The sequence below is a fragment of the Serratia sp. CoH_122_TC_1 genome (genome assembly GCF_058191755.1).
On sequence record NZ_JBXWLA010000002.1, the window covers coordinates 62,488 to 85,765 of the forward strand.

At 52.6% G+C, this 23,278-nt stretch carries 18 protein-coding genes and 1 pseudogene; 7 read left to right on the forward strand and 12 right to left on the reverse strand.

What is annotated here, in order from left to right; genetic code table 11:
- The first annotated feature begins 88 nt into the window (after positions 1 to 88).
- From puuD to AC2FC2_RS02890, 4 genes are read left to right on the forward strand one after another with little or no spacing between them, the layout of a single operon-like run.
- Positions 89 to 850 carry a gamma-glutamyl-gamma-aminobutyrate hydrolase gene (gene puuD / locus AC2FC2_RS02875; RefSeq protein WP_265557128.1) on the forward strand — a complete coding sequence of 254 codons (762 nt, stop codon included), beginning with the start codon at positions 89 to 91 and terminating at the stop codon, positions 848 to 850.
- Positions 847 to 1,404, forward strand: a complete 558-nt coding sequence (gene puuR / locus AC2FC2_RS02880; protein ID WP_209632936.1) for an HTH-type transcriptional regulator PuuR — start codon at positions 847 to 849, stop codon at positions 1,402 to 1,404. Before puuD ends, puuR begins: the two co-directional genes overlap by 4 nt.
- Before the next feature lie 15 nt (positions 1,405 to 1,419).
- Positions 1,420 to 2,916 carry an aldehyde dehydrogenase PuuC gene (puuC, locus tag AC2FC2_RS02885; RefSeq protein ID WP_490658692.1) on the forward strand — a complete coding sequence of 499 codons (1,497 nt, stop codon included), beginning with the start codon at positions 1,420 to 1,422 and terminating at the stop codon, positions 2,914 to 2,916.
- 11 nt (positions 2,917 to 2,927) lie between these two features.
- A complete protein-coding gene (locus tag AC2FC2_RS02890) occupies positions 2,928 to 4,208 on the forward strand; it encodes an NAD(P)/FAD-dependent oxidoreductase (RefSeq protein WP_265557130.1) in 1,281 nt (426 codons plus the stop codon).
- Between the two features lie 40 nt (positions 4,209 to 4,248).
- Here AC2FC2_RS02890 and budC read toward each other — a convergent pair whose 3' ends face one another.
- On the reverse strand, positions 4,249 to 5,004 hold the full coding sequence (budC, locus tag AC2FC2_RS02895) for a meso-2,3-butanediol dehydrogenase (RefSeq protein ID WP_061807606.1): 756 nt from the start codon (positions 5,002 to 5,004) through the stop codon (positions 4,249 to 4,251).
- Between the two features lie 326 nt (positions 5,005 to 5,330).
- Positions 5,331 to 5,759 carry a universal stress protein gene (locus AC2FC2_RS02900; RefSeq protein ID WP_265557131.1) on the reverse strand — a complete coding sequence of 143 codons (429 nt, stop codon included), beginning with the start codon at positions 5,757 to 5,759 and terminating at the stop codon, positions 5,331 to 5,333.
- Positions 5,760 to 6,026: 267 nt separating this feature from the next.
- Between AC2FC2_RS02900 and AC2FC2_RS02905 the strand changes: the two genes are divergently transcribed.
- Positions 6,027 to 6,707: a hydrolase gene (locus AC2FC2_RS02905; RefSeq protein WP_265557132.1), complete on the forward strand. Its 681-nt coding sequence runs from the start codon at positions 6,027 to 6,029 to the stop codon at positions 6,705 to 6,707.
- 365 nt (positions 6,708 to 7,072) lie between these two features.
- On the opposite strand, the gene cspE is transcribed toward AC2FC2_RS02905, so the two are convergent.
- The 6 genes and pseudogenes from cspE to AC2FC2_RS02935 all read right to left on the reverse strand — a co-directional run bounded on the left by cspE (position 7,073) and on the right by AC2FC2_RS02935 (position 10,869).
- Complete coding sequence (gene cspE, locus AC2FC2_RS02910; RefSeq protein WP_012006483.1) at positions 7,073 to 7,285, reverse strand: transcription antiterminator/RNA stability regulator CspE; 213 nt, start codon at positions 7,283 to 7,285, stop codon at positions 7,073 to 7,075.
- 342 nt (positions 7,286 to 7,627) lie between these two features.
- Positions 7,628 to 8,272: a Qnr family pentapeptide repeat protein gene (locus tag AC2FC2_RS02915; protein WP_209632931.1), complete on the reverse strand. Its 645-nt coding sequence runs from the start codon at positions 8,270 to 8,272 to the stop codon at positions 7,628 to 7,630.
- A gap of 127 nt (positions 8,273 to 8,399) precedes the next feature.
- A pseudogene (locus AC2FC2_RS02920) lies at positions 8,400 to 8,564 on the reverse strand (DUF3658 domain-containing protein); the annotation flags it as partial.
- A gap of 12 nt (positions 8,565 to 8,576) precedes the next feature.
- A complete protein-coding gene (locus AC2FC2_RS02925) occupies positions 8,577 to 9,143 on the reverse strand; it encodes a DUF1835 domain-containing protein (RefSeq protein WP_404759756.1) in 567 nt (188 codons plus the stop codon).
- Between the two features lie 242 nt (positions 9,144 to 9,385).
- Positions 9,386 to 10,462, reverse strand: coding sequence for an SMP-30/gluconolactonase/LRE family protein (locus AC2FC2_RS02930; protein WP_490658693.1), 1,077 nt, complete (start codon positions 10,460 to 10,462; stop codon positions 9,386 to 9,388).
- Between the two features lie 197 nt (positions 10,463 to 10,659).
- A complete protein-coding gene (locus AC2FC2_RS02935) occupies positions 10,660 to 10,869 on the reverse strand; it encodes a hypothetical protein (protein ID WP_209632928.1) in 210 nt (69 codons plus the stop codon).
- Positions 10,870 to 11,042: 173 nt separating this feature from the next.
- On the opposite strand from AC2FC2_RS02935, the gene AC2FC2_RS02940 reads away from it, so the two are divergent.
- Positions 11,043 to 11,393: a GFA family protein gene (locus AC2FC2_RS02940; protein ID WP_404759758.1), complete on the forward strand. Its 351-nt coding sequence runs from the start codon at positions 11,043 to 11,045 to the stop codon at positions 11,391 to 11,393.
- A gap of 82 nt (positions 11,394 to 11,475) precedes the next feature.
- Here the strand turns inward: AC2FC2_RS02940 and AC2FC2_RS02945 are convergent, their stop codons facing one another.
- The 4 genes from AC2FC2_RS02945 to AC2FC2_RS02960 form a co-directional block, all read right to left on the reverse strand.
- A complete protein-coding gene (locus tag AC2FC2_RS02945) occupies positions 11,476 to 12,648 on the reverse strand; it encodes a Gfo/Idh/MocA family protein (RefSeq protein ID WP_490658694.1) in 1,173 nt (390 codons plus the stop codon).
- A 14-nt stretch (positions 12,649 to 12,662) separates the two neighbouring features.
- Positions 12,663 to 13,586: a TIM barrel protein gene (locus AC2FC2_RS02950; RefSeq protein WP_404759760.1), complete on the reverse strand. Its 924-nt coding sequence runs from the start codon at positions 13,584 to 13,586 to the stop codon at positions 12,663 to 12,665.
- Between the two features lie 209 nt (positions 13,587 to 13,795).
- Entirely contained in the window at positions 13,796 to 14,833 is a 1,038-nt protein-coding gene (locus AC2FC2_RS02955) for a LacI family DNA-binding transcriptional regulator (protein ID WP_490658695.1), read from the reverse strand.
- Between the two features lie 114 nt (positions 14,834 to 14,947).
- Positions 14,948 to 15,364 carry a DUF2000 domain-containing protein gene (locus AC2FC2_RS02960; RefSeq protein ID WP_209632923.1) on the reverse strand — a complete coding sequence of 139 codons (417 nt, stop codon included), beginning with the start codon at positions 15,362 to 15,364 and terminating at the stop codon, positions 14,948 to 14,950.
- 534 nt (positions 15,365 to 15,898) lie between these two features.
- Between AC2FC2_RS02960 and AC2FC2_RS02965 the strand changes: the two genes are divergently transcribed.
- Positions 15,899 to 23,086: an SDR family NAD(P)-dependent oxidoreductase gene (locus AC2FC2_RS02965; RefSeq protein ID WP_490658696.1), complete on the forward strand. Its 7,188-nt coding sequence runs from the start codon at positions 15,899 to 15,901 to the stop codon at positions 23,084 to 23,086.
- The last annotated feature ends 192 nt before the right edge of the window (positions 23,087 to 23,278 follow it).

Sequence of the window (23,278 nt, forward strand, 5' to 3'; positions counted from 1 at the left end):
ATTTGACTGCTAGATTTATAAAATATTGAACGAAAACGGCAGTGGAGAAGCTTATCGTTCATAATTTCGAACATACCAAGGGGATAGCATGGGCAATATATTTAACAGACCAGTGGTCGGCGTAGTGATGTGCAGGTATAGGTTAAACGGGCACCTCACTCAGACCTTGCAAGAAAAGTACCTAAATGCCGTAGTAGCCGCTGGAGGGCTGCCAATCGCCCTGCCGCACGCGCTTGCGGAGCCGGAACTGCTGGACGCACTGCTGCCTCACCTCGATGGCATTTTATTGCCTGGCAGCCCCAGTAATGTGCAGCCGCACCTTTATGGTGAAAACGGCGATGAGCCTGACGCCGATCCTGGGCGAGATGAATTGAGCCTGGCGTTAATCCGCCATACGCTCGACAGGCGCATTCCCCTTTTCGCCATTTGCCGCGGCATGCAGGAAATGGTGGTTGCCACCCAAGGCACCCTCCACCGTCGCTTGTTTGAATTACCTGAATTACTCGAACACCGAGAAGATCACGACCTACCGCTGGAACAACAATACGCCCCTGCCCATGAAGTGATCGTTCAGGAAGGCGGATTACTCTCGCAACTGATACCGGATTGCAACAGATTCTGGGTGAACTCACTGCATGGGCAAGGGGCAAAAACCCTCGGCTCCAGCGTGCGTATCGAGGCCCACGCCGCAGACGGGCTGGTGGAGGCTATCAGCCTGCGCGATCAGCCCTTTGCGCTGGGTGTGCAGTGGCACCCGGAATGGAACAGTGAAGAGTACGCCCTGTCGCGTCTGTTGTTTGAAGGTTTCATTAGCGCTTGCCGACACTATCAAAAGGAAAAACGCCCATGAGCGATGTCAGCTTGGCACCGGGAAAACGCCTGTCACAGATCCGCCAACAATTGGGTCTGTCACAGCGCCGCGCGGCCGAACTGTCTGGATTAACCCACAGCGCCATTAGCACTATCGAACAGGACAAGGTCAGCCCGGCCATCAGCACCTTGCAAAAGCTGCTGACGGTGTACGGGCTGTCACTGTCGGCGTTCTTCGCCGAGCCGGAAAAACCGGATGAACCGCAAATTGTTATCGATCACCAAGATCTGATCGAAATTGGCAGTCAGGGGGTGTCGATGAAATTGATCCACAACGGCGACCCCAATCGCACTTTGGCGATGATGATCGAAACCTATGAGCCGGGTACCACCACCGGCGAACGTATTAAGCATCAGGGGGAAGAGATTGGCACCCTGCTGGAAGGCGAGGTGGTATTGCAGGTCAATGGGCAGGCTTATCATCTGCAGGCTGGCCAGAGCTACGCCATCAACACCGGCATTCCCCACAGTTTCAGCAACACGTCGGCGCGGATTTGCCGAATTATCAGCGCCCATACACCGACGACTTTCTGATCAACGGAGCAAGGCATGGACTTCCACCACTTACAGTATTGGCAACAACGGGCACAAGCCCTGAATATTGAGAACCGACTGTTTATCAATGGCCGTTATCAACCCGCCGCCGAAGGTAAAACCTTTGCCGTGGAGGATCCTGCCGCCCAACGCGAGTTAACGCAGGTGTCCCGCGGTAGCGGTGTCGATATTGATCTGGCGGTCAGTGCGGCGCGAGCGGCGTTTGAACGTGGGGACTGGTCACGGGCAGCGCCTGCGCAGCGCAAAGCCACCTTGTTACGGCTAGCGGCGTTAATGGAGCAGTATCAAGAAGAGCTGGCACTGCTGGAGACGCTGGATACCGGTAAACCCATTCGCCATAGTCTGCGTGACGATGTACCTGGTGCCATTCGCTGCCTGAGCTGGTATGCCGAGGCGATCGACAAGGTTTACGGCGAAATTGCCCCCACCGCGGGTGATGCACTGGCGTTAATCGAACGCGAACCCATTGGCGTCGTGGGGGCTATCGTCCCCTGGAACTTCCCGCTGTTGTTAGCCTGCTGGAAGCTCGGCCCGGCCTTGGCCACCGGCAACAGCGTGATTCTCAAACCCTCTGAAAAATCCCCGCTGACAGCTATCTATCTGGGCAAACTGGCGCAACAGGCAGGACTGCCGGACGGCGTGCTGAATATTGTCCCCGGCTACGGTCACGATGCCGGCAAGGCATTGGCGCTGCACAATGACGTTGATGCCCTCACCTTCACCGGCTCCACGCAGGTCGCCAAGCAACTGATGATCTACGCCGGCCAATCCAATATGAAACGGGTATGGCTGGAGGCCGGTGGCAAAAGCGCCAATATTATCTTTGCCGACTGTCCTGACCTGGATAAAGCGGCACAAAGTGCCGCAGCGGGCATCTTCTATAATCAGGGGCAGGTGTGCATCGCCGGGACTCGGCTGCTGGTCGAAGAGAGTATTCAGCAAGAGTTCCTGCACGCGCTGCGTCGACATGCCGCAGCATTCACGCCCGGCGATCCGCTCGATCCTGCAACGGTGATGGGCACGCTGATCGACCAAGGCCACTGCGAGAAAGTCGCTGACTATATCGAACAAGGTTTGAGCCAAGGTGCGACGCTGTTCCTTGACGGCCGCGAACACCCACAGCATGGGCACGCCGGGTATCTTGGCCCGACCATTCTCACCCAGGTGGATAATGCCATGAGCGTTGCACGCGATGAGATCTTTGGTCCGGTACTGGCGGTCACGCTATTCAACGGTGAACAACACGCCATGCAACTGGCCAACGACAGCGACTACGGCCTGGGTGCCGCGCTCTGGACACGCGATCTGTCCCGTGCGCACCGCCTGGCTCGCCAGTTAAAAGCCGGTACCGTGTTCATCAATAACTACAACGACGGGGATATGACCGTGCCCTTCGGGGGTTACAAACAAAGCGGCAATGGACGCGACAAATCGTTGCATGCGCTGGATAAATTCACCGAACTGAAAACCACCTGGATTTCGCTGGAATAAGGGCAGACACCATGACTGAACACGTAAAAAGCTATTATGCGGCCTCGGCCAACAGCCACGCGCCCTATCCGCAGTTGAATGAATCCATTGAATGTGACGTCTGTATCGTCGGTGGCGGTTACACAGGCCTGTCCTCGGCGCTGTTTCTGGTGGAAGCCGGCTACAACGTCGTCCTGCTGGAATCTGCCCGTATTGGCTTTGGGGCGAGCGGCCGTAACGGCGGTCAATTGGTGAATTCTTACAGCCGTGATATCGACGTGATAGAACAACGCTACGGCCCGGAAAGCGCCCGCATACTCGGCAGCATGATGTTTGAGGGCGCAGAAATCATTCGCAGCCGCATCAAGCAATACGCCATCGAATGCGACTATCGCCCAGGCGGGATCTTCGCCGCGCTCAACAACCGGCAATATCATGCGCTGATAGAGCAAAAACAAAACTGGGAACGCTACGGTAACACGCAACTTGAGCTGTTGGATGCTGGGCGGATCCGCCAAGAGGTCAACAGCGATCGCTACGTCGGTGCGCTGCTCGATCACAGCGGTGGCCATATCCATCCGCTGAATCTGGCGCTCGGCGAAGCCGAAGCCGTTCGTCTGCAAGGCGGACGGATCTTCGAGCAGTCAGCGGTCACCAACATCTTGCACGGTGAACCGGCGATCGTCAGTACGGCCAATGGACAGGTGAAGGCACGCTATGTGATCGTGGCAGGTAACGCCTATCTGGGCGATAAACTGGAGCCGCGGCTGGCCAGACGGAGTATGCCGTGCGGCACTCAGGTGGTTGCCACTGAACCATTGGCACCGGAAGTGGCTCAGTCATTGATCCCACAGAATTACTGCGTTGAAGACTGTAACTACCTGTTGGATTATTACCGCATCACGGGCGATAACCGCCTGCTGTATGGCGGTGGCGTGGTTTATGGTGCCCGCGATCCTGACGATATAGACAACCTGATCCGGCCAAAACTGCTGAAAACCTTTCCACAGTTGAAGGGCGTGCGCCTCGACTACCGCTGGACAGGTAATTTCCTGCTGACGCTGTCACGTATGCCGCAATTCGGCCGCCTTGAAAATAACGTGTATTACATGCAGGGCTACAGTGGCCACGGCGTGACCTGTACCCATTTAGCGGGCAAGTTGATTGCGGAGTTGATGCGCGGCGATGCGGAACGCTTTGACGCCTTTGCCAAGCTGCCACACTTGCCGTTCTTCGGTGGCCGGAATCTACAGATCCCCTTTACCGCTATTGGTGCAGCCTACTACACACTGCGAGATCGGATTGGCGTGTAAGGTTCACAGGCCCGGCGATGCCGGGCCTGATCGTTACGGCTTAAACAATTTTAGGTTGACCGTCTGAGGCGGTCGCCCCACCATCAACCGGGATGTTGGCACCGTTAATAAAGCTGGCGTCGTCACTGGCCAGGAACGCCATCACCGCAGCCACTTCTTCCGGCTCTGCCGCTCGGCCCAACGCAATACGCTCGTTAAACTTGTCGCGGATCTCCTGCGGCCAGCCATTGGTCATATTGGTTTTCACCAGGCTTGGGCAGACGGAGTTCACTCGCACGCCATCACCGCCGTGATCCAGCGCCATCGCACGCGTCAGGTTCACCACCGCGCCTTTCGCCGCGCAGTAATACGCGGCGCCCCAGTCCCCCCCCAGGCCAGAAACCGAAGCGGTATTGACGATACAGCCTTTGGTTTTCAGCAAATGCGGCATGGCGAACTTGGAACAGAACACGACACCATCAATGTCCACGCCGGCGATGCGACGCCAGTCAGCTACGCTGGTTTCCAGCACGCTGCCCGCGACGTGCACACCGGCATTATTCAACAATACGTCGATACGGCCCAATTTTTCCGCCACGTCGTTCATCATCTTTTCAACCGCAACGTGGTCGGAAACATCGATATGCACCGCCAATGCCTTGCCTTTTGGCAGTGAGGCGGCCACCTTGTCTACCGCATCCTTCGCCCAATCAGCCAGAACCACGGTTGCCCCTTCGGCAGAGAACCGGCGTGCCGCCGCTTCCCCCATCCCATTGCCGGCCCCGGTGATAACGACCACTTTATTGTCGAAACGCATAAGAACTCCTCCATGTGAATGTATTTTTATAAGTCATACAAATCCTGATTAAGTCCGAGGATAAAACTCATGGGGGGTGAGGGCCAGTCAAAACGTGCGGTTTTATAATCAAAAAGAGGTATTCATTGTAAATTCAAGGCGTCAGGGCAATCATTATCGGAATTAGGCCAAGCCTTTGATGCCATTAATAAAATAATCATGCGTGATTATTTTTAAGCTGTATTATCAGAAATGAATAAGTTCAAGAACTGTTCTATGTTGTCATCTGGTTGATAAGCAACCGTTATAGAAAAACCCGGACTGCATCTTGGGCAGCCCAGGATGGATTATTTTTTCTCAATGGGAACAACCAGCAGATCGATATTCAACTGATTGATCGCTTGTCGTGTCGACGACATCAATCGGCTCCAGATATCGTGATGGTGGCCAAAGATGATCAGGTCAAAACCTTTGTTCTTTGCCGCCCGATTCAGTTCTTCCGTCAGTTCGCCACGCCCAATAATCACCTCTTCAACCGGATAAGATGACCGTTCCTTGATCGCATTGAGCATATTCTTTACACGTTCAGAAAAGGTACGATCGGTGTAGTTATATTCACCGATCCCCAGTTCGGCGTAATAACCGGCATGATGGATATCGATATAAATCAACGATAGTTTGGCATTCAGCTCGCTGGCCAGCCTGGCCCCCCTTCCGAGCAAGAATTCAGCATCTTCACTGAGATCCGTTGCAACAACGATATGTTGATAAGTCATGATGACTGCCCTCCACATCGAGCCAATAAACAGGACCGCGCTCCCTGCAATAGACGTTTCGCATGTCTCTCATGCAACTTAAGTTTAGTTCAGCGATTAAATCATCGCCCTCCCACGTTATTGTTCTGTTGATGGGACGATGTATCCTGACTTCACCCTCTACCGAAAATCCTCACCATCCCTAGACTAAAGGCAGGTGCTGAGATTCAGCCCGGCTTTTTTAACGTTAATTGACGTTCCATCTACCGATGAAAGAGGAATACAACTATGAGCACTCCAGCAAACTTCAATGGTCAGCGTCCTGTTATTGATGCTAATGATGCCGTTATGTTGCTGATCGATCATCAAAGCGGCCTGTTCCAGACCGTCGCCGACATGCCAATGACTGAGCTGCGCGCTCGCGCTGGCGCACTGGCCAGTATCGCTACGCTAAGCAAATTGCCGGTAATCACCACGGCTTCAGTACCGCAAGGTCCTAATGGCCCCTTGATCCCTGAGATCCACCAAAATGCCCCGCACGCAAAATATGTTGCCCGTAAAGGCGAAATCAACGCATGGGATAACCCAGACTTTGTCGCTGCGGTTAAGGCTACCGGGCGAAAAACGCTGATCATCGCCGGTACCATTACCAGCGTTTGCATGGCTTTCCCGTCAATAAGCGCAATCGCCGATGGATATAAAGTGTTTGCTGTCATCGATGCGTCGGGCACCTATTCAAAAATGGCGCAGGAAATCACCCTGGCGCGCGTAGTGCAGGCCGGTGTAGTTCCGATTGATACTGCAGGCGTAGCTTCTGAACTTCAGGGGAGTTGGAACCGTGAGGATGCACAGCAATGGGCAGAGGTTTACACCAAAATATTCCCGGCCTATCAGTTGCTCATTGAAAGCTATGTTAAAGCGCAGGACGTCGTGAAAAACAGTGAAGTACTGGATTCTCAGCGAAGCTAACCACCGTCTAATCTGATCATTAGGCATAAAAAAACCCCGGCCGTAGGCCAGGGTTATCAATGTTTGTCGGTTACTTTCCCGACTGTCATGTTATGGCGTAAGCGTCCGTCCAACACTCCAACCTTACGCAGCCTAAGCACAACTTTTTCACAACAGAAAAATAGACTGAATCATCGTCGTTATTATTGTTACGACGCCAATCTCTTTTGCTGTTGCCAATAACTTCCGTTATTGAAATACGCTTAATTTATTTTTTAGATAAACTCCAGGTAATCCTGGAGTTTATTCAGGCATTGCATTTATTTCTCATCTGCTCAGGTTTACACCGTCTTCGCTATCGCAAGAAATAAATCACTACCTACAAATTATAAAACGACGACGTTGCCGGCAGAAGGACCTTTCTGACCGTTTTCGATCGTGAATTCAACGCGCTGACCTTCATCAAGCGTTTTGAAATCATTGCTCTGGATAGCAGAGAAGTGTACGAACACGTCTTTGCTGCCGTCTGCCGGAGAGATAAAGCCAAAACCTTTACCTGCATCAAACCATTTTACCAAACCAGTCATTTTAGTAGACATAGATATTTCCTTTATATTTTTGAGACGCCATATGGCGATAGAGGTCTGTTTTTGTTGGAAACTTATTGGGCACTAAAGAAGGAAATTCGCGGGAGAAGAGGTATCTATGGATATCACTAATACTGAGAACTGCTTTACTAAAACTGCTTTCATAAGGTCTGTACTACAAACCGATGGCGTTATTTATACACGAGGGATTTATTTAAGCAAGGAATATTTATTATAATATTTATACACACCTCTTATTATTTATCCGCCGCAGCGCCAGCCGTCGCTAACGCGAAGGGCCTCACGGCCCTTCATAAAACATCGCCGGCAGCTTGAAAGACGATGGGCATAACCCTAGCCGATAACCGCAATACCCAGCCGCTCCATCATTTGAAACACCTGGTAGCTGTCCAGTTTCACGCCCTGCAGATCAGTGCCACGCAGGTCTAACTCACCCAGTTCCGAATTGGTCAGATCGCAATGCGTAAAGTTGGCCGCACGCCAATCAAAAGAGGCAAACTCGCCACCGGACAGGTCAGAACCGCTAAAGGTCGCACCAAGGATCTGTGCACTGTTCCAGCGGTTTTCCCATAGCTCACACTTCTCCAGTACCACTTTTGAAAAGTTGGCGTAGCTCAGGTTGGTTTTGGTGATGTAAGCGCTGCAAAACCAGGTGCGTGCGGTGATCATATTCATAAAGCTGGCGCCGCGGAAATCAGCACCCTGCGCACGACATTCGCGGATTTCGATGCCCAACGCGCTGGCATTTCTGAAGTCCGCCATCGACAGGTCGCAATTTTTGAAACTGGCGTCCTTCAGCAGCGCACGGCTGAAATTACCGCCCTGCTGGCTCTCGCGATCGTAAAACTGACAGTCAATAAACTCGGTACCGGTCAGGTCGGTACCCGAGAAATCGCAGTTAATAAAGCTGCCGTTTTCAATCTTCTCGCCGGTAAACCGGTTACGGCCAATCTTTTCACCATCCAATACCAGCGTCATTGCGAGATACCTGTTTATTTGTACAGTCAATGCCGCATTATAAACAGAAGCCGGGGTCGGATAAAACTGCTTTGCCCCGCTTTATCCGCCCCACCGCACAAAAAATCACAACGCGGGGTGAGCACGATTAAGCCTGCCGCACCTGGAGAAGGTTCATGTTCACGCCGCCGGTCTGCGCCTGCAATATGCCCCGCTCAATCAACGCGTACAGTCGGAAATTCAGAAAAGTGTCGCCGACCCCATAGGGCGAATTCACCCTTGCGTTGCCGACCACCCGGGAACCCTGGGTGTAATCGTTGGGGCATTATTGCAACAGCAACGGGTCGTGGAACTCCAGCGTTTTCCCCTGCACTTCTCCCTGTGCAAAGATCCGCACTGGGGCGTTCTCCTTCAGCAGTCTATACCAGTCGGTAATGAGCGCCACTTGGTCTTCGGGTGGCAATTCACGCCGGCGAACCCACAAAGATTCGAGCGTTTCAATCGGACAGCAACCGGTGGTTTCATGTCCGGCAAGTGCGGTGACGTTAACCACAAACACCGGGTGTTCACGCAGTAATGGCAGCAGGGCACGCAACATTAATTGCTCATCGGCGTTGTCGCCAATCCACAGGGTCACCTGCCCGGTGATCGCAGCCAACTGCTTTTTTAAGCTTTCCATCGCCGTCAGGCGTTGTGCAGAGGTGTCCCAATCGGGGGCGTTAACAGAGTGGTGCAGATCTTGAAACCAGCGGGATCGGGCCTGAAGACCCTGCTCGTCATCCAGCGCGCACAGCGGCCCAAATGACAGGTTATCGGTGAAATCCAGTACGTCCTCTCCCGGGTAAGCCAACCGCACGCAGCCACCCGACAGTGCAATATGCACATCTTTCATCAACGCTCTCCTCGCCTATTCCCTAAAATAATCCTGAGATGAATTCTGCCAATTTTTTTCCGCTATCAGTAGACAAAAAATCCGAATTTTCCCGCCTGAATAGCACAAAAAAACCGCCTCAGTGAACGCCACTTAAGCGGTTGATGATTGCTGCCAGGATTGACGATCGCGCCAGCCATCGGCCCCATGCGCTGCCGCTTTCAGTTGAAAATCCACGCCCCATCAGTGGGCGTTACGGCCCTTCATGGCAACCCGGAGACATTTTGGCCATCGCTAAACGCCACCTTGACGATGCTGAACGCGCGCGTGCGATCGGCATTCGCGGTATCGGCAAAGAGGCGAGGATAACGTGAATTGACAACCCAAACCTCACCATCCTTGACTGCCGCCGCAGTGGGTCCATCCAATCCCGGCGGCGTGACAACAGCGGTAATGCGCGCGCTAGCCCAGCCGTCGGATGAAGAAAGCAGCGTCACATCCCCCGACATGCCCTGCCCGGTGCCAGGGAAAGACTGCACCACCACCAGAGTGTCGGGGTTTTTAAGACGTAACCCGTCGGGCCCTTTCAAACGCTGTGGCAGCTTGATTTCGCTTAGAGCGTGCCTCCCATCCAGCGCCACCTTCCACAACAGACCACGGGAATAGTCCCCGGCAATCAGATAGCCGTCCGGGTGGTAAACAATTCCGTTGAGATAAGGTTTCGCCCCCGACGCCGCCGTGGTCGTGGCGGGCATCAGACGTTCGGAACGCACCAGTATCGAAACCGCCTTGGTTGCCTGGTCGATTTTATAAATCTGCGGCTGGAAACTATCGGTAACGTAGACATTGCCTTGCGCGTCGAGGGCCAGATCGTTGGCGAGCGTCGGTCCTTTGCTCAACGGCGAGAAATCATAGACATGTTGCAACGCACCTGTGTCGAGATCAAACTCGAGCACCTGCGCCACGCGATTGTGCGTACCGGGTGAAGACGTGAGCGCAATGCCTACATCTTCGTTGCATACCAGCATGCGGTTGCGCACGGCGTCAACGACAATGCCGGAAGTCGTGATCTGTGAACGGTCGACGGCGAAAGGCCTGTAGCGCCCATCCTCATAAACCAGGCCGATCTGCCCGCCGCGCAGCGACGAAACCAGAAACGCCCCGGCGCGCTCATTCCAGGCAATGCTCTCGGGGTATCCCCCAGCGGCATCGGGCACAAAGGTGATAACCTGCGCGCCCTGGGTCGGCGCGGCAGTCGCAAAGAACATGACGACGCTGACCAACAGCGTAATACCACCAAAGCGCAGCGGTGAAGTTGATGATAGGGTGTTCTTTAACATGACAGGGAACCTGGTAATGAACCGGATCTGCATAGTAGGTGGGTGCTGAAAACGGCACTAGTCGGGAAAAAGGCAATACGCTAATGAAAAAATCACAGCAATCATGCGATGGCTGTGCGCTCAACGCGGTTCGCCAGCAAAGCTGGCACAAAAAAACCGCCCTTAAGACTTAGGCGGTTTATTCTCGTTTTCGGCGTTTATTTCAACGCTTCCTGAATGGCGTCAGCCATCGGGCCAATGTGCTTTTCGGCCGCTTTAAGCTGGAAATCAACACCGTTTCCGTCGTTGGTGTCGGATAATGTCGCCTTGATCAGCTCCAGTGCGGCTTGCACAGCCACCAGTCTTTTATGTTGTTCGTCCGTGATCGGTTTGGAACTCAGGGTGGCTGGGTAGTATTGCTCTAACATCACTGTCTCCTTGTCATTGCCTTAATCACTAACTTAACAGAATTTAAAGATTTTTCTAATACAGCCGTCCCAAAACCGCTTTCCCACTTCAGGTGCAGTACACCAGGCCAATCAATAGGCTAAATAGGTGAACTATAATTGGACGAACTGAGATTTTCAGCAGGTGAGCCATTATGTCATTTCAAGGAAGCTGTCATTGCGGTGCCGTCACCTTTACGGTGAACGCCGATCTGCCCCATGAAGCCCTGAGTTGCAACTGTTCAATCTGTCGCCGCAAAGGCTTGTTGCTGGCGTTCTTCCCGATCAACACCTTTGTGCTGAACAGCGGTGATACCTTGCTGCGCGGCTATACCTTTAACAAACAGGTTATCCAGCACCAATTTTGCCAAACATGCGGCACCGAGGCGTTTGCCTATGGGAAAGGTCCGGACGGTTCGGAGATGTGCGCTGTTAACCTGCGCTGCGTGCCCGAACTGGCACTCGAGTCGTTGCAAATCCACCCCTATGACGGTGCCAGCGCCTGAGCCGTCGCGAATAGGCAGACAACACAATGGGCTTGCCTGCCTATCCGCGATAACCCCTACGATGAGGTTGCACTACGGCACCTCAGCGAAACGCCACCCAACTGGCGCCAGCATCGGCCGACCGCACGCAGTTTTCTACCCAACGCACGCCCATCGCACCTGCATGCACGTCGGGGTACCATAGATCGGCCAGAAATTCGCCGTCCCCTCGATCGCTAGCGTCCATGGCCAGCGCAAAGCGCCTGTAGAGATTTGACCACGCTTCAAATAATCCTTCCGGATGACCGCCGCCAATACGATCATCCGCCAACGCCATAGGATCGAGATAGGACATACCACGCTCCAGAATGCGTACGGGTTCCCCCTGCACTTCAAAACGTAGTTGGTTAGGCTGTTCATCCCACCATTCCAGGCTCGCCTTTTCGCCAACAATACGCACCTTCTGCCCGTGCATCGATCCGCTGTTAACCGCCGAACACCACATGGAACCCACAGCACCATTATCATATTCCATCAGCACAAAGGCGTTATCTTCCAGCGGCGCTCGGGTTTTAACAAAACTCTGGCGGCTGCACATCAGGCGTTTGATCTTAAGCTGCGGCACCATGGTTTCCGACAAGAACAATGGATGGGTCGCCAAATCCCCCAATACATAGCTGGGGCCAACAAAACGTGGATCTACCCGCCAGCGGGTACTGGGGTTTTCTTGCTCCACCGGGGCCGCGTGAAATCCATGAGAGAACTGCATGTTAATAATGCGTATTTCGCCCAGCAACCCATCGGCGATCATCTGTCGCGCCTGATGTATTAGCTGGTGCCCGGCGTAACCATAGGTGACGCCGACAATCTTATGGTGCTTTTGGCTCAGTTCGATCAGTGTTTGCGCCTCTCCCGTGGTGAAACACAAGGGTTTTTCGCACACCACATGTAAACCGGCCGCCAGCGCCGCTTTACAGATAGCAAAGTGGGTATTGTTTGGCGTAGCAATGGAAACCGCTTCAATACCGTCCGCTCTTGCGGCCTCCTCGCGAAATAACGTGGCGTAATCTGGATAACAGCGCTCCGGTGCCACCCCCAGGCTTTGCCCAAAGCTGCGCCCACGTTGCGCATCGATATCAAACGCACCAGCCAGCAGGGTGAAAGTCCCATCGCGCTGTGCCGCAGAACGATGAATATAACCAATCTGGCTGGTGCCGCCGCCGCCGACCATGCCCCAGCGCAGGGATCGGTCCAAAGGTTTAGTGCCGTTGATCATCACGTTTCTCCTGATTAAAAACCGATGTTTCGCAAATAGTTGAGGCTTTCCGTAACATCGCGCAGGCTACCCTGCGCATGACGCGGATCGCGCTCCTGCTCAATGGTGATCCAGCCCTGATAACCACGTGCCGCCAATAATTCACGCACGGCCGGATAGTCAATGGCTCCCTGGCCAAGCGGACACATCACCCCTTGCGCACAAGCCGTAAAGAAGTCCAGCCCACGCGCCAATACATCGTGAAATACCCGTGGGTTAACGTCCTTGAAATGCAGATAATCAATGCGCGTGAAGTAGCGGTCGAGCCAGGTAACGGGATCCATTCCGGCGTAGTAAAGGTGCCCGGTATCCAGGCACAAACCGGCGGTTTGATGCGGGATTTGGGCGGTCAGTTGTTCGATCTCATCAGCAAATTCGATACAGCCCCCCGCGTGCGGATGTACAACCGGCCGTACGCCATACTTCTGCCAGGCAATCTCGCTGACGGTAATAATATGGCTGATCATTCTTTGCCAATCATCTGGTGACAATCGCGGTGCCAGAGAAGACTGCCCGGCAAATTTCGCCCGCTGCGGGTCGCCGAAATCAATAATGACCAGATAAGGTGGCGAAAAATGAGGAGCGCGGTTTTGTTGCGCTTTTATCGACTGCGATAAGTTGCGACAAATGTTATGTGTCAACTCAAGGATATGGCCGAAGTTATGCTCACTGACCAGATCGTCAAACAGGGTTCCCGCCACCAGCGATAGTCCATGCCGTTGCAGCTCGGTATTCAACGTCAGGACATCGGTCGGTAAGTATCCCCACGGCCCCAGCTCTATGCTGCGGTAACCAGCCGTACTTGCCTCCTGCAAGACGGTTGCGTAAGGCGGAAGATGCGGATTGTTAGGGTCATCCACTCCCCAACTGCAAGGTGCATTGGCGATAGACAAAGTCATGATTTTTGTTCCGTAGCGAAGTAGGCGTGGCGTCAGTATCAAACAAACGTTTCAAAATTGGCAATTATGAAAATTTCATTTTTTGATAGCGATCGCGTTAATTTTTATCACAAAAATGATAATTTTTTATCAAATTAAGGCAGGGCACCACATGGAGGGGATTAGGGAATTGGAACCGGGGAGCGGCCCCCGAACAGGGAGCCAGGCAGTCAAATATTTTCTTGGGTGATCAAATCAAAACGATTAATGACATGTATAAAACCGGACGAATCACGGGTTACAGCCGACACAAACGTGTTGATAACCGTCGCGGCAAACTCAGTAATGCGGTGTCTCAACATCAAATCTAACGTGCCATCAAACAGCGCCATCTCCCCTCCGTCCACCGGGCCATGGCAAACCAAGGTAATCTCATGTTGCCTGCCACTTTCTCGCAGCGCCGCGATAATCCCCTCAACACCGCCACAAGGTGCATAGAGGGCCACCAGCTCAGTATGTTGCGCCAGCAAGGCCTGAGTTACCTGCCTGGCGCTTTCTGCCTGTTCATGGTTGCGAACCGGTTCAAGTACCCGATGGCCGGTCTGGTGCTCACGCAGGTAAGAGCGGAAGCTGATTTCGCAGGTTTCCTGGCACAAAAAACGGTTATCACCGATGATCACACCAACGTCTCCTGGCTGTCGGCATAATCTCTCCACCGCCCAGGCAGCGGTACGACCAGCCTGCTGGTTATCCAAACCAATATAGCCAGTGCGGCTGTGCACTGACAGATCCGACAGGAGCGTAAACACCTTGACGCCCCGCCGGGTCGCCTCTTCAACGGCGTAACCAATCATCGGGTTATCCAACGCCAGCACGCCGATAACGTCAACACGCTGGCTTAGGGACGTAATGGCTGCGGCCGTCTCGTTGACGGCACTGATATCATGAAAAATGAACTGCGGGGGAGAGACAGGATCGTGATATAACGCAGCCTGTTCCATCAGGCTATCAGCCAATTGGGCGTAAAACGAATGCGCCTTCCGCAGCAGGATAAACCCCATTTTTACCCGAACAACCGGTTTCCCGGCCGTTTCAAACAAACGATGCGATTTCTCCAGGGCGAACCCCAATTTTTTCGCTGCCGCAATCACCTTGCGTTCCGTTTCGGGCCGTACCGCTGCACGTTGATTTATCACCCGGTCAACCGTGGCAATGCCGACATGTGCCTCTCTGGCGATGGCGGCCAGGGTAGTTTTCTTACCTGCCATACTCGTCTCCCATCATTATTCTGATAGAAACTATCATGACAAATGCGCCTGACGAAACTCGGCGGCAGCGTTTGTGTGATCGGGCACGTAAATGAGGTATGGCGGAGACAGGGTTTACCGATAAACGGAGAATTTTTTCGTTAGGGGCTTAAGCTGTTCGGTGTCTCCGTACAGCGCTACGGCAACGAACTCCAACTTTTCGTACTCTGTATTCGCAGTATCCGCGATCTGCTGCTCAGCAGAGTGCGACAACATGGTGGTGGTGAAGAAGTTTGCCAGCACCGCCTCTTCCTTACATTTAAGGATCAGATTGCTGAGCTGGCTGCTGTTTTTCGCCTGCAGGATCACGATCGGGTAATGGCTCATATTGGCGCTGACACCGTCGATAGCGCTAGGGTAATGATGGAATTCACGCTGTTCGATCAAATCGGTAATGCCTGCCGTCAAGTGACAGGACGCGTTGAACAAGGTTGCAGGTTCGTGGTTGCGGTTCAGGATGATATAGAACTTCTTCTCGTTGTCGCTGTACATCGTTTTCTCCTTTGGTGTTGACATCAGTGTTACCCAGACTGTCGATAGTTTTCAATGATATCGATCAGAGCCGCCGAAAAAAAATAACATGCTGCATCATTATGACAGTGCCCCACTCTCGAACCAGACAACAAAAAGATAAATAGAACCGTGTTGAAATTATAGAAATAAAGATAATAAACAATTATAAAAATAAAAAATCAAAACCGAGATGGTTATGTCAGTAATAAACAGGGTAATCACCTGATACTACTTAATTTCCCCTCATCTCGACAAACACAAATAACCTTAGTTATATCAGAAAAAAATAATACCATATGGATTTAATAGAAATAATAAATCAAATAAAACAAAGTGATATAAAACCATTACTAAAAACAAGGAAATATAAATGTGAAAAAAAATTAACTATCTATAATTAATTTTCGACGCCTGACCACAGAGAAAATCAATGAGCAAACCATAAATAAATAGCAAGTTAATAAAATTCCTACCTTCAAAAAAATCCTATGTTTACATCACGGAGGTCACCCTATGTCTGCAAATAGAGAACCTATTGCCATTATTGGCATTGGTTGCAAAACCCCTGGAAATGCGAATAATCACAAAGAGTTATGGGATGTATTACTGAAAGGCGTCGACGGTATTACCGACGTCCCCCCTGAGCGCTGGAATAAGGACAAGTTCTACGATCCAGACACCAATAAAACCGGAAAAATCAAGACGGCACGCGGTGGTTTTATCAATGGCATTGACAAGTTTGATAATGAATTCTTTAATATTTTCCCCAAGGAAGCAGAAAATATCGATCCCATGCAGCGCTTGCTGCTGCAGGCAACCTTTGAGGCGTTAGAAGACGCTGGCGATCGACTGGATAGGTTCCGCGGCTCAAAAACCGCCGTATATATCGGTTCGTTTGCCAACGATTATCAGGATATTCTTGCCGATCCTGATAACCGTTATCGCATTAGCCCGCAGTCAGCCATGGGGATCTCACTGACATCTTTAGCAAACCGTATTTCCTATTTGTACGATTTAAAAGGTCCAAGCATTGCCGTCGATACCGCGTGTTCGGCCTCCCTGGTTGCCATCCACCTGGCGTGTCAGAGCATTTGGTTACGGGAGGCGAAGCAGGCCATTGCCGGCGGGGTTAACCTGAATATCAACCCTGCGTTGACGATGATGCTGTCAAAAGGCAATTTCCTCAGTGCAGACGGCACCTGTAAAAGTTTTGACGAAAGTGGCAATGGCTACGTGCGCGGAGAAGGTGTGGGATTGGTCTATCTGAAGCCACTAACTCAGGCGTTGGCGGACAATAATAAGATCTATGCCCTGGTGCGAGGCAGCGCCTGTAACTCTGACGGCTTTACCCCTGCCGGTTTTACCGTACCCAACCCCGAAGCCCAAACGGAAATGCTTCAGACGGCGTACCGGCAAGCAGGCATTGATCCGCAACGAGTGCAATATATTGAGGCCCACGGTACGGGAACTTCTGTCGGTGACCCATTGGAAACTCAAGCCTTCGCCAATGTGTTTAGCCAGCGTCCCGTTGAACAGCCCCTGCTTATTGGATCAATAAAAAGTAACCTTGGTCATCTGGAGGGGGCAGCAGGTGTCACCGGCTTGATTAAACTGGCGCTCTGCCTCCATCATAAACAGATCCCGGCGAACCTGCATTTCAACAGACCAAATCCCAAAATTGACTTTGAGAATTGGCGCCTGAAGGTGGTGGACCGCAATCAACGCTGGCCTGCACCGAGCCACGGTCGCTCACGTATAGGCGGTGTTAACTCATTTGGTGCAGGAGGTACCAACGCTCACGTTGTCTTGGAAGAATACATACCGGATACAGAGGTCATTGTCGGCCTGGATCAGGCAGAAGATATCCGGCCGGAGGTAAATCTGTTCAGTTGCAGTGCCCAAACGCCTGAGGCGCTGAAAGCACAATTACAAACCTATCTGGCCTATCTGTCAGACACCCAAGCTAACCTGAACGATATCTGTTTCAACGCCGGTCAACATCGATCGTTACTTCGCCACCGTCTCGCTATTGCAGCCAGCAGCACGGAGGATCTTGGTGAAAAGATAAGTGCTTACCTACGCGGTGAGTCGCTCGCCGGCGTTGAGTCAGGACAGGCACAGGATAAGAAGCCGCGTTTGGCTTTCGTCTTTACCGGTCAAGGGCCGCAATGGTACGCCATGGGCCGTCAGCTTATTGATACGGAGCCCGTTTTCCGTCACGTAATCGCCACCATCGACAAGCTGTTTGTCGACATTGCCGGTTGGTCGTTACTGGAAGAAATGAGCCGTCCAGAATCAGAATCACAAATTAGTGATACTCGGATTGCCCAACCCGCCATCATGGCCTTGCAAATCGCCTTGGTCGAATTATGGAAACACAACGGTATTGAGCCTGAAGGTGTCATTGGCCACTCAATCGGTGAAGTTGCGGCAGCCTATACCGCCGGGGCACTCACGTTGGAACAGGCAGTGCAGGTGATATTCCACCGCAGTCGCGGCCAGCACGCGGCATCTGGCAAAGGCGTCATGTTGGCTGTTGGCGTCGATTTACCGACCGCCGAAAAGTTGATTGCCAACGTTGCCGATCGCGTGTCCATAGCCGCCATTAACGGCCCCGAAAGCATTACCCTTTCCGGAGACCGTAAACCACTGGACGCGATTGCCAGTGAGCTGGAAAAAAAAGATGTCTTCCATCGGTTCCTGAAGGTCGATGTGCCATTCCACTCACACCATATGGGCCCACTCAAAGAAGAGCTGATCGCCTCACTCAGCGCTTTAGAGCCCACTGCCGCTCAGATTGCCCTTTATTCCACCGTCAGCGGCAAGCGGGAAGACGGACTCCATTTAGTCAGCGATTATTGGTACCAAAACGTCCGCGACCCGGTCTATTTCTCGCCGGCACTGCAACGCATGGTAGAAGACGGCTTTGATATGTTTATCGAAATCGGCCCACACCCGGCTTTAAGCAGTGGAGCACAAGAACTGTTCACCAAGCTGAACGTCAATGCACAAATATTGCCGTCAATCCGCCGTCAGGAAGATGAAGCCGTGCGCCTTAAGCAAAGCCTGGGTGCGCTGCTGATCGCGGGACACCCAATGAGCTGGCACAAGGTCTGCCCTGGTGCAGGCCGACTGCATGATTTGCCTCGCTATGCCTGGCAAGAGAAACGTTTTTGGAATGAGAGCCGCCGCCATCAGGAACACCGCCTCAAACTCGATTTCCACCCCAATATTACCCAACATCATCGTTCAGGCATCAATCCAACCTGGCACGTGTTCAATGTATTTCTTGATAGCCAGGCAGATCCGTATCTCAGCGAGCATCGGATGGATGATCTGATTTTGTTCCCGGGTGCCGGGATTCTGGAACTTGCAATGGCCTCAGGTCGTCAGGCCTTTGGCGAGTCGTTCAGTTATCTGATGGATATCAGTTTTGAACGCGGACTGTTCCTGCCGGATGAAGGGGAGCCTTTAACCATTAACCTGGAGATTGATTCTGCATCAGGCCGCTATTGGCTGTTAAGCCGGGATGGCAGCAAACCCGATGCGGAGTGGATAAAACACGCGAACGGAATAATAAATTATCTGGACGTTAAACCGGCAGCGCCTCAAATCAGCCTGAGAGAAGTTCAGCGTGATGTCAGCCACCGAATCCCGGTACAACCCACTTACAACAGTTTAAAACGCGGTGGTTTAAGCTATGGCCCTGCGTTTAAAACTATCCAGAACCTCTGGAGCGCGCCGAATAAGTTGTTGGCGAAAATAGTCATACCTGACAGCCTGAAGTTTGGCCTCGACCGCTACTTCATGCATCCTGCACTCATGGACACCGTGGTTCATAGCATTCTCGCTACGCGACAGCAGGACACTGACGAAGAGTTGGGTGTTTACCTGCCGGTGCATATCGAACGCTACCACTTCTTCCAAAAGGCACAGGGCGATATTTTATGGAGCTACCTTTCTGTCCAACAAGCCGACGAAGACTATCTGCAAAGTGATGTGTTGCTGTTTGATGATGCCGGTAATGTAGTCGCTCAAATCATCGGCCTGCGATTAAAATACATCACCGGCTCACGCAGCAACGAAGAGGATATTGCCTACAGCGGTTGTTATGAATATGGCTGGCATCCTGTCGACAACGTAAGTGTACCGGCACAGCCTGGTACAGAAGTATTGTTGATTGCGGACGTGCAGACGCATTATCGCGCACTCGCCAACGCATTGAAGCAGCGCGGGGCGACGGTCATTACCTTGGGAGAAAACTCCGCATTCGATTGGCCGGTAGACCTGCAGGAGCGCCAGGCCGTGCTCAATGCGCTGGGGGAAGTCAAAGCACGCTACCCTGCCCTGACGCGCATTGTGAATCTGCTGCCGCAAGAGCACGTCGGTGAACATGACTTGGCCCCCCGGATAGAATCGCTAATCTGGAAAAGCGTCAATATCAACCACGCAATCATTGAAAATGAACTGCAACCCGTCCTTTGGACCATCAACTGCGGCTCGGAGTGGGTCACGCCAGAAGACTCGCCCATTAATCTGATACAGGCTCCGCTGTATGGCGTCAGCCGCACCATGAACAATGAATATCCGCTTGCCGTCTGCAAGGTTGTTGATTTAGGCAAGGCTAACGAAGGCGAACTGAGCCTTCTTGCTGGACTGATTACGGCCCCCCACAGGGGTAAGAATGAAACCGAATTGGCGATACGCGGGGAGCAACTCTTCGCCCGCAGGCTGAAGAGCGTAGACCCCGACCAAGCTCAGCTCAACGCCGCCAAAGTGCTACCGGGGTGCGGCGGGAATTATCATGCTGTGTTTGGTGTGCCGGGCGTGATCGGTTCACTGCAAATGCGTCAATTTACACCTGCGGAGCTTCAGGAACATGAGATTGAGCTCGCGATAAAAGCCTCAGCATTGAACCGCCGTACAACGTCTGAACGCTCACTCAGCCACGAATGCAGTGGTGTGATAACCCGCATCGGCTCGGCAGTCAGCGGCTTCAAGACCGGGGATAGGGTTATCGCTATCACCGCTAACGGCGTGGCCGGAATCACTCGAGTCGACAAACATTACGTGACACATAAACCTGCCGCCCTGTCGTTTGAACAAGCCGCACTGCTGCCTATCGCCTGCCTGACGGCTTGGCAAGCCCTGTTCAAGCTAGCTCGAATCAAACCGGGTGAACGTGTGCTGATCCACTGCGCGCATACGCCAACGGGATTGGCCTGCGTGCATTTGGCTCAACAGCTAAAAGCCGATGTCTTTGCCAGCGCCGATACCGACGCTAGCCGAGAACAGCTTCGCTCATTGGGCATTACGCATGTTTATGACAGCACGACGTTAAGCTTCCATCAGCAAATTATGACCGATACGCAGGGTGCCGGCGTCGACATTGTTCTGAATAACCTCAGCGGTAAAGGCGCTATGCAAAGTCTGAGATGCCTGCAGCCTTTTGGCCGGTTTATAGCGCTGAACCCACATAACCAAGGAGAAAATGAAGCGTTAAGCTTCCACTGCCAACAAGCAAACTTCAGTTATTTTGCCGTGGATGTTCTGTCTCTGGTCGCTGAGAGACCGCATGAAGCCGCAGAGCTCTTTGCTCAGGCCATCGATGCAATTAACAGCGCAACGCCAATGCCATTGCCGGCCTACTCCGCTCTTCCGGTCAATGCACTTCCCTCCGCACTGGGCGACGATCGCCAGTCAGAAAACAGGGTGGTGACCATGGAGGGGGTCTCCGTCAATGCACTTCCCGCGCAGCATTTACAACTGTCAGCGGAGAAAACGTATCTGATCACCGGCGGGGCCAGCGGATTGGGCATCGTGCTGGCTACGTGGTTGGTGGAGCACGGAGCCAGAAAACTGGTGCTCGCCAGCCGCAGCGGCCCTAAGCATGACGAGGATCGCCATGCCATTGCGCTAATGCGCCAACAAGGGGTTGAGGTGCTGTTACCTAAAGTCGACCTCTCTTCGTCCACCGACGTGATGTCCATGATCGAACAGATCAAGCACGTTGCCCCGTTGGGCGGGGTTATTCACGGAGCGGCGGTGATGCAAAATGCCCTGATCGGCAATCTGCAGCGTGACGAACTGATGCCAGCCTTCGAGGCCAAAGCCTTGGGCGCCTGGCATTTACATCAAGCCCTGCAGAATACGCCTCTGGAATTCTTCCTTTCGCTTTCCTCCATCGCGTCCGTGTTCGGTTTTGGCGGCCAGACCTGTTATTCCGCCGCCAATAACTTTATCGACAAGCTAACGCATTATCGCCAAATGCAGGGACTGACTGCGCAGGCGATCAATATCGGCGTACTCGGTCAGTTTGCCGGGCTAACAAAGGATGCCGATTCGTTATTGAACCTGCTGGATAAACAAGGCTGGCTGCCGATGAGCCAGAAACAGGTGACAGCGAAAATCGAGCAAGTGTTGCTGGACGGCAATGTGATAAGAATGGCCGCCAATATTGACTGGGCGCGTTTCCGTGAGCATTACGATCATCTGCGCAACGATCTGCGTTTCGCCCATTTATTGTCCAATGAAGCACTGCAGATCAAAGGGCAAAACGACGGTAATATCAGCCTGCGTGAAAAAGTACAGGCGTTGTCGGGTTCCGAGGCCGTACAGGAACTGAAACATCAGCTGACCGAAGCATTAGCGCGGATCCTTGGTACCACCGTTGATAAGGTTGCGCCGGAAAAATCGCTCTCTGCGATGGGCTTGGATTCGTTAATGCTCAACCAGTTACGCCATTGGATCCAGCAAAAACTGGAGATCAATTACCCGTTGATGCGCATGGTGAAAGGCCCAAGCTTACTTGAACTCGCCGAGCAACTTTACCAGGAATTGACCAATGGCAGCACTGCGCAAGCACCATCCGGCGACATTTCAGGTATTACTTCAGAAGCCGACATTGAGGTTGTGCATGAATACTTTGTCCGTTTAAAACGGGCACCGAATGAACAGCCGAAGAAAACCAAGCTGTTTATGATGCCTTCGATGGGGGCTGGTGCATCGATGTTTGCTCACTTCCTCTATAACCCCCCGGCAGATTGCGAAGTCTATGCCATTCAATCCCCGGGCCGTGAAAACCGGTTACAGGAAGAAAACCACACCCAGTTGTCGGCGTTGTTGAGCGAATTGGAAACGGCATTCGATCGTTTGATGGAAGATGAAAAACAGCTGGGTTGGGAGGGTGACATCGCCTTCTTTGGTCATAGCTACGGAGGGATAGTGATGTTCGAGCTCTACCGGGCATTGCGTGCCGGCAACAAACTCTTGCCGGTGCATTTCTTCTCATCGGCAACCATGGCACCACAGCTCACCGGCACCTGGAAAAACCGCGAATCGTTACGCGAAAGTGGTGTTGCTTCCAACTCAGAGCAAAAAATCCTCGGTCTGTTGACCTACATTGACGATCTGGAGTTCGTTAAGCAAATCTTACCGGGGCTGCGCAGAGATATGCCATTACTATTAAGTTATGAATACCAGCACGACGCACCGCTGTCCTGCCCGATTACGGTGTTCTCAGCGCTGGAGGATGAGGTCACGCTGGTCGATGAAATGACCGCCTGGGAGGCGCAAACCACCCACGCCTTCCAGCAATTTGTGGTACACGGTGACCACTGGTTTGTCAGCCGCAATAAAGACTTTATTGGCGAAAAAATAGCGGAGGTGCTGGCAAGATTATACGCGCAGTCTCGTCCCTAGCAGCCATTGCACACATGATGAGAAAACCCGTCGTTTTCTGATCTTCACCTAAACAAGAGAGAAGCCATAGGGCTTCTCTCTTTCGTTATAACCCTATTCTGGAGTGACTCTACGTTTCACTTCACACCCGAAGCTTTAGCGTTCTGGCTTCTCAATAAAGCTCGAAATGAACGGTTTCGCCGGTGAATAGAG

What these genes read in the sequence shown, in the direction of transcription:
- puuD (WP_265557128.1), top strand. Translation starts at nt 89, where the DNA reads ATGGGCAATATATTTAACAGACCAGTGGTCGGCGTAGTGATGTGCAGG.
- puuR (WP_209632936.1), top strand. Translation starts at nt 847, where the DNA reads ATGAGCGATGTCAGCTTGGCACCGGGAAAACGCCTGTCACAGATCCGC.
- puuC (WP_490658692.1), top strand. Translation starts at nt 1,420, where the DNA reads ATGGACTTCCACCACTTACAGTATTGGCAACAACGGGCACAAGCCCTG.
- AC2FC2_RS02890 (WP_265557130.1), top strand. Translation starts at nt 2,928, where the DNA reads ATGACTGAACACGTAAAAAGCTATTATGCGGCCTCGGCCAACAGCCAC.
- budC (WP_061807606.1), bottom strand. Translation starts at nt 5,004, where the DNA reads ATGCGTTTCGACAATAAAGTGGTCGTTATCACCGGGGCCGGCAATGGG.
- AC2FC2_RS02900 (WP_265557131.1), bottom strand. Translation starts at nt 5,759, where the DNA reads ATGACTTATCAACATATCGTTGTTGCAACGGATCTCAGTGAAGATGCT.
- AC2FC2_RS02905 (WP_265557132.1), top strand. Translation starts at nt 6,027, where the DNA reads ATGAGCACTCCAGCAAACTTCAATGGTCAGCGTCCTGTTATTGATGCT.
- cspE (WP_012006483.1), bottom strand. Translation starts at nt 7,285, where the DNA reads ATGTCTACTAAAATGACTGGTTTGGTAAAATGGTTTGATGCAGGTAAA.
- AC2FC2_RS02915 (WP_209632931.1), bottom strand. Translation starts at nt 8,272, where the DNA reads ATGACGCTGGTATTGGATGGTGAAAAGATTGGCCGTAACCGGTTTACC.
- AC2FC2_RS02925 (WP_404759756.1), bottom strand. Translation starts at nt 9,143, where the DNA reads ATGAAAGATGTGCATATTGCACTGTCGGGTGGCTGCGTGCGGTTGGCT.
- AC2FC2_RS02930 (WP_490658693.1), bottom strand. Translation starts at nt 10,462, where the DNA reads ATGTTAAAGAACACCCTATCATCAACTTCACCGCTGCGCTTTGGTGGT.
- AC2FC2_RS02935 (WP_209632928.1), bottom strand. Translation starts at nt 10,869, where the DNA reads ATGTTAGAGCAATACTACCCAGCCACCCTGAGTTCCAAACCGATCACG.
- AC2FC2_RS02940 (WP_404759758.1), top strand. Translation starts at nt 11,043, where the DNA reads ATGTCATTTCAAGGAAGCTGTCATTGCGGTGCCGTCACCTTTACGGTG.
- AC2FC2_RS02945 (WP_490658694.1), bottom strand. Translation starts at nt 12,648, where the DNA reads ATGATCAACGGCACTAAACCTTTGGACCGATCCCTGCGCTGGGGCATG.
- AC2FC2_RS02950 (WP_404759760.1), bottom strand. Translation starts at nt 13,586, where the DNA reads ATGACTTTGTCTATCGCCAATGCACCTTGCAGTTGGGGAGTGGATGAC.
- AC2FC2_RS02955 (WP_490658695.1), bottom strand. Translation starts at nt 14,833, where the DNA reads ATGGCAGGTAAGAAAACTACCCTGGCCGCCATCGCCAGAGAGGCACAT.
- AC2FC2_RS02960 (WP_209632923.1), bottom strand. Translation starts at nt 15,364, where the DNA reads ATGTACAGCGACAACGAGAAGAAGTTCTATATCATCCTGAACCGCAAC.
- AC2FC2_RS02965 (WP_490658696.1), top strand. Translation starts at nt 15,899, where the DNA reads ATGTCTGCAAATAGAGAACCTATTGCCATTATTGGCATTGGTTGCAAA.